The sequence below is a fragment of the Paenibacillus sp. FSL R5-0407 genome (genome assembly GCF_038009185.1).
GTDB lineage: Bacteria > Bacillota > Bacilli > Paenibacillales > Paenibacillaceae > Fontibacillus > Fontibacillus vini.
The window spans coordinates 1370145-1383877 of record NZ_JBBPAX010000001.1 but is presented as its reverse complement, the minus strand read 5'-3'; the positions used below and the strand labels follow the sequence as shown (position 1 = coordinate 1383877).

Annotated in this window: 12 protein-coding genes; 11 read left to right on the top strand and 1 reads right to left on the bottom strand. The window is 49.5% G+C overall.

From position 1 onward, the window contains the following. Nucleotides 1–39 precede the first annotated feature (39 nt). Nucleotides 40–849 (top strand): carbon-nitrogen family hydrolase, encoded by an 810-nt coding sequence (locus NYE70_RS06720; RefSeq protein WP_341045462.1) that lies wholly within the window; start codon nt 40–42, stop codon nt 847–849. Here NYE70_RS06720 and NYE70_RS06715 read toward each other — a convergent pair. Next, nucleotides 837–1745, bottom strand: coding sequence for a LysR family transcriptional regulator (locus tag NYE70_RS06715; RefSeq protein WP_341045461.1), 909 nt, complete (start codon nt 1743–1745; stop codon nt 837–839). The two genes, NYE70_RS06720 and NYE70_RS06715, sit on opposite strands and share 13 nt — an antisense overlap. 190 nt (nt 1746–1935) lie before the next feature. On the opposite strand from NYE70_RS06715, the gene lepB reads away from it, so the two are divergent. The 10 genes from lepB to nth all read left to right on the top strand — a co-directional run bounded on the left by lepB (nt 1936) and on the right by nth (nt 13731). Continuing rightward, on the top strand, nt 1936–2490 hold the full coding sequence (gene lepB / locus NYE70_RS06710; protein ID WP_341045460.1) for a signal peptidase I: 555 nt from the start codon (nt 1936–1938) through the stop codon (nt 2488–2490). A gap of 41 nt (nt 2491–2531) precedes the next feature. Continuing rightward, on the top strand, nt 2532–2768 hold the full coding sequence (locus NYE70_RS06705; protein WP_341045458.1) for a hypothetical protein: 237 nt from the start codon (nt 2532–2534) through the stop codon (nt 2766–2768). A 306-nt stretch (nt 2769–3074) separates the two neighbouring features. After that, nucleotides 3075–4499, top strand: coding sequence for a 3-isopropylmalate dehydratase large subunit (gene leuC / locus NYE70_RS06700; protein WP_341045456.1), 1425 nt, complete (start codon nt 3075–3077; stop codon nt 4497–4499). 27 nt (nt 4500–4526) lie between these two features. Beyond that, nucleotides 4527–5117 (top strand): 3-isopropylmalate dehydratase small subunit, encoded by a 591-nt coding sequence (leuD, locus tag NYE70_RS06695; protein WP_211020810.1) that lies wholly within the window; start codon nt 4527–4529, stop codon nt 5115–5117. A gap of 199 nt (nt 5118–5316) precedes the next feature. Further along, nucleotides 5317–6822, top strand: a complete 1506-nt coding sequence (locus NYE70_RS06690) for an N-acetylmuramoyl-L-alanine amidase family protein (protein WP_341045455.1) — start codon at nt 5317–5319, stop codon at nt 6820–6822. Between the two features lie 44 nt (nt 6823–6866). Continuing rightward, nucleotides 6867–7469 carry a GerMN domain-containing protein gene (locus NYE70_RS06685; protein WP_341045454.1) on the top strand — a complete coding sequence of 201 codons (603 nt, stop codon included), beginning with the start codon at nt 6867–6869 and terminating at the stop codon, nt 7467–7469. Nucleotides 7470–7645: 176 nt separating this feature from the next. Continuing rightward, nucleotides 7646–9088 carry an N-acetylmuramoyl-L-alanine amidase family protein gene (locus NYE70_RS06680; RefSeq protein ID WP_341045453.1) on the top strand — a complete coding sequence of 481 codons (1443 nt, stop codon included), beginning with the start codon at nt 7646–7648 and terminating at the stop codon, nt 9086–9088. A 27-nt stretch (nt 9089–9115) separates the two neighbouring features. After that, the gene (locus NYE70_RS06675; RefSeq protein ID WP_213655024.1) at nt 9116–9727 is read left to right on the top strand and encodes a GerMN domain-containing protein; all 612 of its coding nucleotides are present in this window, start codon (nt 9116–9118) and stop codon (nt 9725–9727) included. Nucleotides 9728–9801: 74 nt separating this feature from the next. After that, complete coding sequence (locus NYE70_RS06670; protein WP_341045452.1) at nt 9802–12528, top strand: S-layer homology domain-containing protein; 2727 nt, start codon at nt 9802–9804, stop codon at nt 12526–12528. 534 nt (nt 12529–13062) lie between these two features. After that, a complete protein-coding gene (nth, locus tag NYE70_RS06665) occupies nt 13063–13731 on the top strand; it encodes an endonuclease III (RefSeq protein ID WP_213655026.1) in 669 nt (222 codons plus the stop codon). Nucleotides 13732–13733: the final 2 nt, after the last annotated feature.

Here is a 13733-nt window from a genome sequence, read left to right as displayed (position 1 = left end):
GTGAGCGAAACGTGATTTCGGTGAAAGGATGATAGCTAAATGGTGGAGAATACAAGCTGTTGGGAGATTGCACTGATTCAATGCGAAATTGTTCCGGGAGATCCCAAGCTTAACCGTGAACGTCTGGAAATAAAAATGGAACAGGCCGTTGCCGCTAAAGTTAAACCTGACTTAATGATGCTGCCGGAAATGTGGAATACAGGATACGCCCTATCGCAAATACAGCAGCTGGCGGACCCGGAGGGAAGTGATACCCGAGGCTGGATGTCCGATTTGGCCCGGCGCCACGGGGTTTATATCATCGCTGGATCGATCGCGGAGAAGCGGGAGGGCCGTGTCTATAACACGATGCTGATTTTTGACAGGGAAGGCCGTGAAATCGGCACCTATTCCAAAATTCATCTGTTCCGGCTCATGCAGGAAGAGAAGCATCTGGCTCCCGGCGAAGCGCCGGTGTTGTTTGAGCTTGACGGTATCAAGGCCGGCGCATCGATCTGCTATGACATCCGGTTCCCGGAATTGGCCCGCACGTTGTCGCTAAACGGGGCCCGGGCTTTATTCGTGCCTGCACAGTGGCCGCATCCCCGGCTTCATCATTGGCGGACGCTGCTGATGGCCCGCGCCATCGAGAATCAGATGTATGTCATTGCCTGCAACAGCACCGGAAAGAGCGGAGACGATTCATTTTTCGGGCATTCGCTCATTATTGACCCTTGGGGCGAGATTGTGGCCGAGGGCGGTGAGGGCGAAGAGATCGTCACCGGTAAGATAAATCTGTCCCTGGTGGACCAGGTTCGGGAATGCATCCCTGTCTTTGCCGACAGACGGCCGCATCTCTACGAATTGTAACGTTGTGCTAACGTGGTCTTAAAGGTTTCGATGAACGCCTCCGCCGCTTTGGATAAATAGCGACCACGACGGTACGCAATTACGAGCGTACGGCTTGGCGAAGAGGCCAGCGGGATGTACACCGGAATCAGTTCGCTCCGCTTGGCGCGGGCGATAAACCTCGGTACGAGGGTAATACCCATCCCGGCGGCTACCAGGGATTGCACGGTTTCGATATTGTTGCTCTCGAAGACAACGTTCGGCTCAAAGCCCGCACCCCGGCACAGGTCCATGGTCAATTTTCGAAAGCCTTGACCCTTTTTCAGCACGATGAAGGGCTCATCTTTCAACTGTTCCAGGGAGACTCCGTCGGAGCTGCTTTCCAGAGCTGCCAATGGATGCTGGGGAGGAACGGCCAGATCGATAATTTCTTCGCCAATCGGCTCGTACGTAAGGCTGGGCTCCTGCAGCGGGAGGGATAGGAGGCTAAGATCGGTTCCGCCCCCCGCGGTCAGCTTTTCCAGGTTTAAGGATGTATCTTCAAGCAAAGTTACCTGGATGTCCGGATATGCAGCGTTGAAGGCGGGCAGGACATAGGGAAGCAGATGCGATCCCGTAATCGGCATGCTGCCGATGACAACCCGGCCGGCGCGAAGCTGTGAAATGTCGTCCATCTCCTGGCGCAGCTGCTGTACCGCGTCCATGATCTTCCGTGCATGTTCAATAAAACTGGCTCCGGCGTGAGTCAGTTCTACGGTGCTTGTATTCCGCTGAAACAGCTTTACGCCAAGCTCGTGCTCCAGCTTGGACAACTGCTGGCTAAGCGAAGGCTGAGCGATATGAAGTTTGTCCGCAGCCCGGGAAAAATTACGCTCCTCGGCAATCTGCAAAGTATATTGAAGCTGGCGGAGTTCCATTAACTTTCACCTCATGAAGTTTCTTATTTTATTATTAGGTTATTCAAAAAGTCATCTTTCCACGACGAAGCAGATCAAGAAGTTGATTCGACGTCGATCTTTGCTATTATAACCTATTGCCAACTATTTGAGATGAACGTTGTTTTCTATGTATAATAGAATCAAATGAATTGCTGTGGAGGTAGGAGAATTGAAGAAGGTATGGAAAGAGATCCAAGGATGGGGCATTGCCGTCGTCATCGGTTTTGTGCTCAGCTTGTTCATCGGCATCTTTATCATTCAGCCTTATAAGGTAGACGGACATTCCATGGAGCCGACGCTCAACGATAACCAGCGGATCTACGCCTGGAAGGTAAGGCATGCGCTGGATAAGTTGCCGGAATACGGGGATATCGTGATTATCGACAGCCGGGTCGACCGGGACCGCTCTTTTATGGATGATTTTAAGGAACACCCGTTAATCAAACTGCTTTCAGGTACGAAAGAGGAAGAAATTTTTTATGTCAAAAGAGTCATTGGCTTGCCGGGAGATACGATTGAAATCAAGGACGGCGAGGTTTACCGGAACGGCGAAGCATTGCATGAGCCTTACATCAAGGAGCGGATGGACAGCGGAACGAATCAGGTTTGGGAAGTGCCTGCAGACCATATCTTTGTAATGGGCGACAACCGCAATAACAGCAATGACAGCCGGAGCATCGGACCGGTGCCTACGGATCATGTCATGGGTATAGATTCGTTCTAATTGCGGAGTTCCGCAGAGGTTACGACAGAGGAGAGAAAGAAATGTCAGATGTATGGGAAACATGTCCTAGATGCAAATCCGATAAGGTGGTAACCCGGGGCAAGTTGTATTACTTTCTGCTATGGTTCGCTTTAGGCGGCATTTTGATGTGGGTCGGTTTGCTCGTTTATTGGCCGTCCATGATTCTGGGATTCGTATTTATAATTGTGTCGATCTTCAGCTTTATGATGCCGAGGGTCAATCGCTGCACTTCTTGCCGTCATAAATGGAAGCCTTAGGCGGCCAGTGACGTTGAATAGTATATAGATGAACTCTTAATTTAAAGAGGCGGTGCAAACCCCCAGGGTTGGCATCGCCTTTTCATTTATATATAGAACAAAGCAGCACATAGTCTATCGGCCAGGATAAAGTATATTTTTTTGATAGGTTAAACCTATTACAATTATAGTTTTTATATCTTGGAACAATGAGACAGGAAATGTTATATTAATTTCAACAGACAAATAGGATATTAAATAGCTTTTCCACTATGTTTCAGTTTCCTGTTATGTCGCATGTTCGAATTCTTGTGTGGGGTGAATTCTATGACCAGCAAAAAGACAATGTATGAGAAAATTTGGGATAATCACGTAATCTATCAGGAAGAGGGCAAGCCAAGCATTTTGTATATCGATCTGCATCTTGTCCACGAAGTAACTTCGCCTCAGGCTTTTGAAGGCTTGCGTCTTAGCGGGCGTAAGGTTCGCCGTCCGGAACTTACGTTTGCAACGATGGACCATAACGTGCCTACGAAAGACCGCTTTAATATTACGGATCCGATTTCCAAGCAGCAAATCGACACGCTGTCTCAAAACTGCCGCGATTTCGGCGTTACTTTGTACGATTTGGACACGATTGACCAAGGGGTTGTTCACGTCATGGGTCCTGAGCTCGGACTGACGCATCCCGGCAAAACGATCGTTTGCGGCGACAGCCATACTTCTACGCACGGGGCGTTCGGCGCACTTGCCTTCGGGATCGGTACGAGCGAAGTTGAGCATGTTCTCGCAACTCAATGTCTGCAACAAGCCAAGGCAAAAACGCTGGAAGTTCGTTTCGTCGGTAAACGTAAACCGGGCGTAACGGCCAAAGACTTGATCCTCGGTGTTATCGCGCAGTACGGAACGGATTTTGCGACCGGCTACGTTATCGAATATACCGGGGAAGCAATCCGCGAGCTGTCGATGGAAGAGCGTATGACCGTCTGCAACATGTCGATCGAAGCCGGAGCGAGAGCCGGGCTGATCGCGCCGGACGATACGACCTTCAACTATCTGCGCGGCCGGGAACATGTGCCTCAAGGAGAGGCTTTCGAAGCTGCCGTCTCCGTGTGGAAAGAACTGACTACCGATGAGGGAGCCGAGTATGATCGCGTCGTAGACTTCGATGTGGACTCCTTGATTCCTCAAGTAACCTGGGGAACCAGCCCGGGCATGGGTACCAGCATTAGCGATCGTGTGCCTAACCCTGCGGACTTTGCTTCCGATAACGAACGGAAAGCGGCCGAGAAGGCGCTTGAATATATGGGTCTCACTCCAGGTACGCCGATGACCGATATCGAAATCGACTACGTATTTATCGGATCCTGCACCAACGGCCGGATCGAGGATTTGCGCGCGGCAGCAGAGGTTGCCAAGGGCTACAAAGTGTCCGACAAAGTGACGGCCATCGTAGTGCCGGGCTCCGGCCGCGTTAAGATCCAAGCGGAGAAGGAAGGGCTCGACAAGGTGTTTATCGAAGCCGGATTTGAATGGCGTGAAGCCGGCTGCAGTATGTGTCTGGCAATGAACCCTGACGTTCTTCAGCCGGGTCAGCGCTGCGCTTCCACTTCCAACCGTAACTTCGAAGGCCGTCAAGGCCGCGGCGGCAGAACGCATCTTGTGTCGCCGGCAATGGCAGCGGCAGCGGCGATCAAAGGCCGTTTCGTCGATGTGCGCGAGTGGAATGTGAAGAGTGAAGTCGTAAGCTAACCAAGCCGAAGAGGGGAGAAACCTACCATGGAAGCATTTAAAAAAATGACCGGTGTCGTAGGTCCTGTGGACCGCGTAAACGTCGACACTGACGCAATCATACCGAAACAATTTTTGAAACGCATCGAACGTACGGGATTCGGACAGTTTCTGTTCTATGAATGGCGTTTTGATACAGAGGGCAACGTAAACCCTGAATTTGAGCTCAACAAACCGCGTTACGAGGGAGCATCCGTCCTGATTTCGCGCGTCAACTTCGGTTGCGGCTCATCCAGAGAGCATGCTCCCTGGGCGATCCTGGATTACGGCTTCCGCTGCGTGATCGCGCCGTCCTTTGCCGATATTTTCTACAATAACTGCTTTAAGAACGGAATTTTGCCGATCAAGCTGTCTGAAGAACAGGTAGAAGATTTGTTCCAGCGTACGGCAGCGAATGAAGGTTACCAATTGACGATCGATCTCGAGAACAAGAAGATTTCGGATCAATTCGGTCTGGAAATCCAATTCGATCTCGACGAGCATCGCCGCCAATTCCTGCTGCAAGGATTGGACGATATCGGTCTGACACTTCAGCATGAAGATTTGATCTCCGCTTACGAGGCAAAGAAGTTTGCCTAAAGAAAATCATTATCTGCTAAAACGCAAGCCGTCCGCAGGATTCGAGAGAATCCGGGGCGGCTTTTTATTTTAATTGCAGTGTTTGCGGCAGTCAGGCGGATACCGTGTCCGAAATTGTCTCTCTATGAAAATATAAGTCTATCAGCCTGGTCTATTTTCTGATATTATGGAAGCAATTAGTAATCTTGCGGAGGATTCCATGATGAAGAAAATCGGATTTTTGATGGTATTGACATTTTTTCTGCTTGCATTTCCGGGTATGAGCCAGGCCGCTTCGGCGGGTACTCATATTTACCTGGACGGGGTCGAACTGGAACAGCCTGTCAAAGCCCAGGCGGGCAATGTAAACGGAAGCGTCATGGTTCCACTACGCGTTATTATCGAAAGCCTTGGTTATGACGTGAATTGGGAGCAGAAGAGCGGTATCGTTACGATTCGACAAGGAGACAAGAACCTTCAACTGACCGTAGGCAGCAACAAAGCGACGGTTGACGGCGAAAGTGTTAAATTGTCGGCTGCTCCGATGCTTCAAGGAGGCTCCACGATGGTTCCGCTGCGGTTTGTCGGCGAACAGACGGGCCTTAAGGTCAGCTGGGACAATGATTCCAAATCCGCATACCTGTATAGCCCGGATGGCGGGGCGGCCGGTGCGGTCATTCCCGGAATGGGCAGTTCTTCTCCCGACTCGAGCAACGGACAGTCCGAAGCGACAGAAGAAAGCGGTTCCGAGCAGGAAGAAGCTTACATACCGGAAGCTCCGATCGGGAACGGAAGCGTTGGTGTAGCGGACTTAAGCATGATTCAAGGAATCAGCTTCAGCGAGAACAAGCTGATTATCGCCGAAACGGGCGGGATCAAACCGAGCGTGTTTACTATGAATGGGCCGGATCGCCTGGTAGTCGATATTCCTAATGCCACATTTGCGGATACTTTTCAAAACGCTCACCCATTGGATCAGACCTTAAGAGGTCAGTTTGCAGTTACAGATTACCCGGATGTGTCACAAATCCGTTATTCCATGTTCGACACTAAAACTTCCACGATTCGCATCGTGGTGGATTTGAATTATGCGACTCAATTTCAGGTTACAAACGTCGGGGACGGCTTGGTCATCATCGACCTGTCCGCCACTTCATCAACACCGATTACGCAGCCAGGTAACGGCGGCAAGCCGCTTGTTGTTATCGACGCGGGCCATGGGGGAAGTGCCCCTGGAGCGATCAGCATAACGAACAAAAAGGAAAAGGACTTTGCTCTTGCAGTTGCGTTGAAGGTAGAGAAGCTGCTAAAGAAAGAAACGGGACTTGATTATGTTCTTACCCGTTCTACAGACGCAACGGTATCCTTGCAGGACCGCGCAAAGCTGGCTAACGACCTCAATGCGACAATCTTTGTATCGATTCATGGTAACAGTGTGGATGCCAAGACTAGTCCAAGCGGCTCGGAGACTTACTATTCAAGAGATGAGAGCATCCCTCTTGCCGATGTAATGCATCGTCATCTTGTCGAGTCCACGAAACTTCCGGACCGTAAAGTTCGTAAAAAAAGTTTGCATGTGACACGGGAAACGGTGATGCCGGCCGTTTTGCTGGAAGTGGGTTATCTGAAAAACAAAACAGACGAGGCTCTGATGTACTCGGAAGATTTTCAACAGCGTGTTGCTGAAGGAATTGTTGCGGGCATGAAGGAATATTTGGGGGTTTAATCCTCCAAAGCGCAACCATAAGTTCTGTAAAAGGGGGTTAGGGTATGAAAAAAATAGGAATTTCGGGAATGCTCCTAATCATGCTAATCGTTGCAGCCGGATGCGGCCAGAAGCCGCAAGCGGCTCCAGTAGGCGAGCAGTCGTCTGCAGCAACGAATATTACCGATCCTGCTGAAACGGTTGAAGCCGCGAACGGAGGTCAAACCGTACAGGGAGCCGGAAATGGCGAAGGGTCCAAGCAGGAACCGCAAGAACCTGAGAAAATTACGAAACAAATCGAAGTGTTCTTTACGGACGATGATATCATGGAGCTTCATGCAACAGAGCGGAGTATTAGTTTTACGGAGGATCTTTTGAAATATAAGGAGGCCTTCAAGGCACTTCAAACGGCGGAGCCGGGTATGATCTCCCTCTGGGAGAAGGTTATTCTGAACTCGGTGCAGTTTGCCGGGGGAGAGCTCGCGATTGACATTTCACTTCCGGATGAGGCTCGTTTGGGGTCAGGTGGAGAAGCGTTAGCCATTGAATCAATTAAACAGACGTTTTTCCAGTTTGAAGAGGTGGAGAAATTAGAATTGACCGTGGATGGAGAGAAGCTTGATTCCCTGATGGGGCATGTGGACCTGGAACATCCGATACAAAAATAATACGTGGCAACCCCGGAGCGTTCTTCCGGGGTTCTCTTTTTTTGGTAAGAAAAATAGCATATTATCGCAACTTTTGAGGATTTTGGGCGTCTAATATGTCGTCTGGTGGTGCCTGGGGAACTAGGCTGTTCACCCGGTCATCATGAGGCAAAATCTAAGGATGGTAGGGGTGACGGATGAAAAAAATTGGGTTTACCGCGTTAATGTTTTTTGCCATGTTTTTGTTTGTTTTTCCGCAATGGGGACAAGCCGCGGCAGGGAGCACCAGCATTTATCTGGACGGTAAGGCGCTGGAACTGCCTAAGAACGGACAAGTCCAAAATGTGAATGGAAATGTGATGATTCCGATTCGTGTCGTCGTAGAGGAGCTGGGTTTTGACGTCGACTGGGATAAAAAGACGCGCACGATAACCATACAGCAGTCCGATACACAATTGAAACTGGTCGTGGGTCAGAGCACGGCATTGGTGAACGGCACTAAAGTTAAGCTTGCCGCCGCACCGAAACTGGTTAGTGACACTACGATTGTCCCGCTTCGGTTTGTAGGGGAGCAAATGGGTCTTACCGTTACATGGGATAATGTTAAGAAGTCTGCACATCTCATTACCCCGAATTCCGGCAGCGGAAACGGTACAGGTTCCGGAGAAAATGCGGGAGGCGGAAACGAAGAACAAACGCCTGATCCGGTTCCCGATCCTACGGCTAATCTGGCCAATGTCGGCGGTATCAGCTTTAGCGACAATCGCTTGATGATAGCAGTCGATAAGAACGTTAAGCCAAGCATTTTTACAATGGCCGGACCGGACCGGATCGTCATTGATCTGCCGAATACCAAATTTGCGGATACGTTCTCAAACAATCTAATGCTGGATCAAACCCAGAACGGATATTTTGACGTAACGGAATACCCGGATGTTTCCAAGGTCCGCTACGCCCTGTTCGATGATCAGCCGTCGACCATTCGTGTAGTTTTGGATATGAACAACTCCAAAAAATATGAATTGATCAACAACAATGATGGACTCATTATCGTAAACTTGAATACGGAGTCTTCCACTCCTGGAACCGCTCCTGGCGGAAACGGGAAAAAGCTGGTCGTCATTGACGCCGGACATGGCGGCAGCGATCCTGGTGCGATTAGCGTCACCAAGAAGAAGGAAAAGGATTTTAATCTCGCTGTCGTATTGAAAGTCCAGGAATTGTTGAAGCAAGAATCCGATATTGATTTTGTGCTGACTCGCAGTAGCGACACCTATCCGACTTTGCAGGACCGGGTGAAGATTGCGAACGACCTGAAGGCGGATATTTTCATTTCGGTCCATGCTAACGCCGGCAGTGCCACTGCAAGCGGGGTTGAGACCTATTATACGAGATCGGAAAGTCTCTCTTTGGCTAAGGTCATGCATAAATATTTGGTGCAGTCCTCCGGACTTAGCGATCGCGGTGTGCGCTCGAAGAGTTTGCATGTCACGCGGGAAACAAAAATGCCGGCCGTACTGCTGGAATGCGGTTATCTCAGCAACAAAAACGACAATGCCGTGCTTTATACGGAAGATTTCCAGGATCGGGTTGCTGAAGGTGTTGTTAAAGGAATCAAAGAATACCTAGGCTTGAACTGATAGCATTCGGTAAAGGAGGAAGCGACAATGAACAGAAAACTATATATCACCGGGGTGATCGTTCTCCTGCTCGCTTTGAGCACCGGATGCGGGCAAAAGCCCGGTACTTCTTCTCCGGTAGACAATTCCGCAGAGGGGAACGTTCAGGGAACTACTACAACCACCGACACCACAACTGCCGCCGGATTAGCGGAAGGCGGAAACGGGACGGATGCCGGAACCGGGGAGCAGGTTTCAACCGAGCAAACGGTAACGAAAACGATCGAAACCTATTATACGGATGATGAAATGCTGGAATTGACCAAATCTTCCGTAGAAATCAAGTACACGGAAGAGCAAGAGAAGTACCTGGCAGCGCTTCAAACTTTGAAAGGCAGCGCCGACACCGATTTGTTCGCTTTGTGGAAAAATGTTGAGTTTCATTCGGCCAAGCTGGAGAACGGTCAACTGACGATCGATATTACGCTGCCCGATGAAGCTCGCTTGGGAGCCGGCGGCGAGGTGTTGGCCCTGGACGCCCTGAAGCAAACCATGTTTCAGTTCGATGAGGTGAAATCGATCGAACTGCTCGTTGACGGCAAACAAAGAGATACTTTGATGGGCCATGAAGAGCTGGAACATCCGATGACAAGAAATTAGTCGATTTTTAAAGGAACCGGGGGGCCGGCCGTCGAACATGGTAAAGTGAACTTTTTTTAAAAGGGGAGAATGTAATGTCATCTTATAAACGCACTTTTAGACGCAGCACCAAGAAGGCAGTATCCACCATGCTTGTGACGGCAATGTGCCTTGGCGGAGGAGCGGCGGCATTTGCGGATCAGGCCGGAACATCGGCAGCGACAACGCAAAGCTCTGTGTCCTCTTTGATTTTTAGTGATGTGAAGGACGGCTTTTGGGCGGAAAAACATATTTACAAGCTTGCTGCAGAAGGGATCATTCTTGGAGATGCAGGGAAATTTCGTCCTGCCGACAGTGTGACTCAGCAAGAAGCCATTACGATGGCAATCCGTTTCATGAATCTGGAATCCAAGCTTGGGGACGGAGCAGGCGCGCCTGCGGATATGAAAGTGGGCAATTATTTCAAACCTTATCTGGAGCTTGCCGTACAGCAGAAGCTGATCGATAAAACCGAGGAAGTTCAAGCAACCGGAGCGAAGGAATCCTGGGGCGAGAAAAAAGCGTCCCGCGAATGGATCGCCAAAATTCTGGTGCGCGCACTGGGCAGAGATACGGAAGCGAAGGCTGCTGCCGGAGCTTCAACCGGTTTTGCCGACCAATCCAGCATCACGTCGTCCGCTCGTGGTTACGTCAATGTAGCGGTACAGCTTGATCTGACCAAAGGGGTAGAAGGCAACAAATTTGACCCGCTTGGTAAAGTTACGCGTGCTCAGCTAGCTACCTTCTTTAGCCGGGGAAGTGAGTATGTAACTCCGGGTTATTCCACAGTCTACGAGGGCATCGTTACCGAACTGACGGACAATAAGCTGACTTTGTTTGCAAACGGCAAATTGAAGAGCTTTACGCTGGATAGCCGTACCGTGTATTTTACAAAGGATTCCGAAGTCAAGAGCACCAAAAACGAGCTTCAGCTCTATACCAAAGTGCTTGCAGTTGATAAGGTAGGGTCTGCGGCTTATGTAGAGGTTCGCGATCCGAAGCAGCAGCTGGAACAAACGGAAGGGACTTTGCTTAAAAAACTTTCGGGTAACCGCTTAGTCATGCTCATTAATAATGACACCGTCACTTACACATATGACGCTAACACAAGCTTTATCGATCAAAATGGGAATTCGATTAACATTGATAGCTTGACGGAAAATAGCACGGTTGTTGTTCAACGCGAAACATTCAGTGCTGAAAAGAAGCCGGTAATTGTTCAGGTGAAATCGGCTATTGTCAATAAATCCGGCAGTGGAACTGTGGATTCGGTCAACCTAACGGACAAAACCATACGCTTCAAGGATGCTTCCGGAAACGTTGAAACTTTTAAGTATAGCGACAATTTTGTAATGATCTACCAAAATCAGCTTTTGAACAATGCAGGTGAGATCCAGACCGGAGCTTCCGTCAAATACACGGTTGAGAATAGCTTGATTACCCGCCTGGAAATTACACAAGGCATGGAGCGTACCGTCACCGGCACCTTGCTGGACGTCAATGACAAGTTTATTAGCTTCTCTAACGCTTCCGGTAAAGCCGAAATCAAATCGCTTGCCGACAAGCCGGCCATTGTGATTAACGGAATCGCAGAAGCGACGCTGGATGATTTGATCGATGACGAGAATGGCGGAGACAAGGTTGAATTGACGATCAATCCTAACGACCAAATCACGAAAATCGTGGTGACAGGTCGTCAATCGGAGCAGTTGAGCGATCTTTCCGTTGTGAAGTACGAAGCCAAATATAAAGCGCTGATGGTTGTCGATGCCTCCAAAAAGGTTCATGCCTTTACACTGGATGACAAAACTAAAGTAGAATATAACTCTACGACGCCTACGCTTTCCGGTGCTGAATCCTTATTGTCCGAAGGCAGAAAGATCAATGTGACGCATATCGGGGATCGCGTATTGTCCCTGCAGGTTGTCTATAAATATGATGGAACATTCTTGTCGGCGGATACGACCGCAAAGAAAATCTCTTTGTTGACTTCATCCGGCAAGACGGTAGTCGTGCCTTATCAAGGAACCGCTCCTTCCATCGAATTGTATGGCAAAGGCAGCGCTACGCTTGCGGATATTAAAGTAGGAGACCCGGTCACCGCTATTTTGTCCGCGAACCAGGACGCTTTGCAAACCTTGGCCGTGAAGAAAGCCGTTCAATTTAAGGTCGTATCGGTGAACACGGCAAACAGCCGGATTCGCGCAACGGCGAATGGAATTACGGATGACTTCTACGTAGACCAGGCTGCACTGTTTGCGGACAACGGAGGAGCTATCAAAGTTGCCGACATCCAGGCCGGTCAAACGATCAACGTGGTCTTTAACGGCCGGACCGCCAGCTCGGTGCAAATCGTCAAGCTGACGCTTGGCAAGGTTCTGAGCGTGAATGGAACTTCCTTGGTTCTGAAGCCTTTCGCCGGGGCTCAGGAGACATTCTCCTTAAATAGCGGAGTGAAGGTTGTACGCGGTACTTCGGTAAGCACCGGCGTGACCAGCCTGACTACGTCGGATCATGTCGAAGTCAGCAAGGATACGGACGGATCGGTAATTATTCAGGTTCTGTCTCCGCTGGAACGGAAATTTCAGCGTTATGACGGGGTAAGCAAAGAAATTATCGTCTACAGACCTTCTCTGACCGACAACAATTATCGCTTTGTTGTGACACCGGAAACATATATTCACCAAGGTGACACGACATTATCCGTGCAATCCCTCCAAGAAAATGATAAAATTGTTCTATATTTCAACGGCGACAAGCTGGTTGAAGTGGAAAAACAATAATCATTTTTGTGAGAATAACCGTCTTGATGCGGGATATTTCCCGCTCAAGGCGGTTTTTTGGGGATTATAGAAAGTATAAGTTCTACTCAGAGCTAATCCATTCTATAATCGCCAGAAAGGCTTCTTTTGGGCGGTAGAAGGTTGTTAGAAGGATGAAGATTTAATAATTTGGCTTTTCAGCGCCGAGAAGGTTGCAAGAAGCTAGGGACAGAGGAGCGGAGTGTAGGAGAAGCCTACATGAGCACCGGAAGGCCCGGCTGAATGCAAGATTCGATGCCGAGTTTACTTCGAAGCAATTCATCGCGATCAAAAGACGAATTAGTAAATTACCTCAGTAAAATGAAGAATTAATAATTTGGCTTTTCAGCGCCGAGAAGGTTGCAAGAAGCTAGGGACAGAGGAGCGGAGTGTAGGAGAAGCCTACATGAGCACCGGAAGGCCCGGCTGAATGCAAGATTCAATGCCGAGTTTACTTCGAAGCAATTCATCGCGATCAAAAGACGAATTAGTAAATTACCTCTAGGGGGTGGGGGAATGAATGCTGCAGGGGTGCGCCATATATTGGACACCATAGCCGCTATGTTTCCGGACGCGCATTGCGAGCTCGATCACAGCAACGCTTTTGAATTGACGATCGCTGTGCTGTTGTCGGCGCAATGTACGGATGCGACCGTTAATAAAGTGACCGCGGATTTGTTCCAAAAATACAAGACACCCGAAGACTATGTCTCTGTCCCGCTGGAAGAGCTGGAACAGGATATCCGCAGAATCGGCCTGTTCCGGAGCAAGGCCAAGCACATCCATAATCTGTGCCGTATTCTGATAGAACAGTATGGCGGAGATGTGCCGAGCGAACATGATAAGCTCGTTGAATTGCCGGGAGTCGGAAGAAAGACGGCAAACGTAGTCGTTTCAAATGCCTTCGGAGTGCCTGCGATCGCGGTCGATACGCATGTCGAGCGGGTCAGCAAGCGGCTTGGACTGGCGAATTGGAAAGATTCAGTGTTGGAAGTCGAAAAGAAGTTGATGAAGCGGGTTCCTAGGGAAGAATGGACTTTGACGCATCATCGGCTGATCTTTTTCGGACGATATCACTGCAAAGCCCAGAACCCCAACTGCCAGGTTTGCCCGTTGCTTGACGTGTGCAGGGAAGGCAAGAAACGTATGAAAAGGTCACAAGTCAGTAAAAATATAGAAGAGTGACA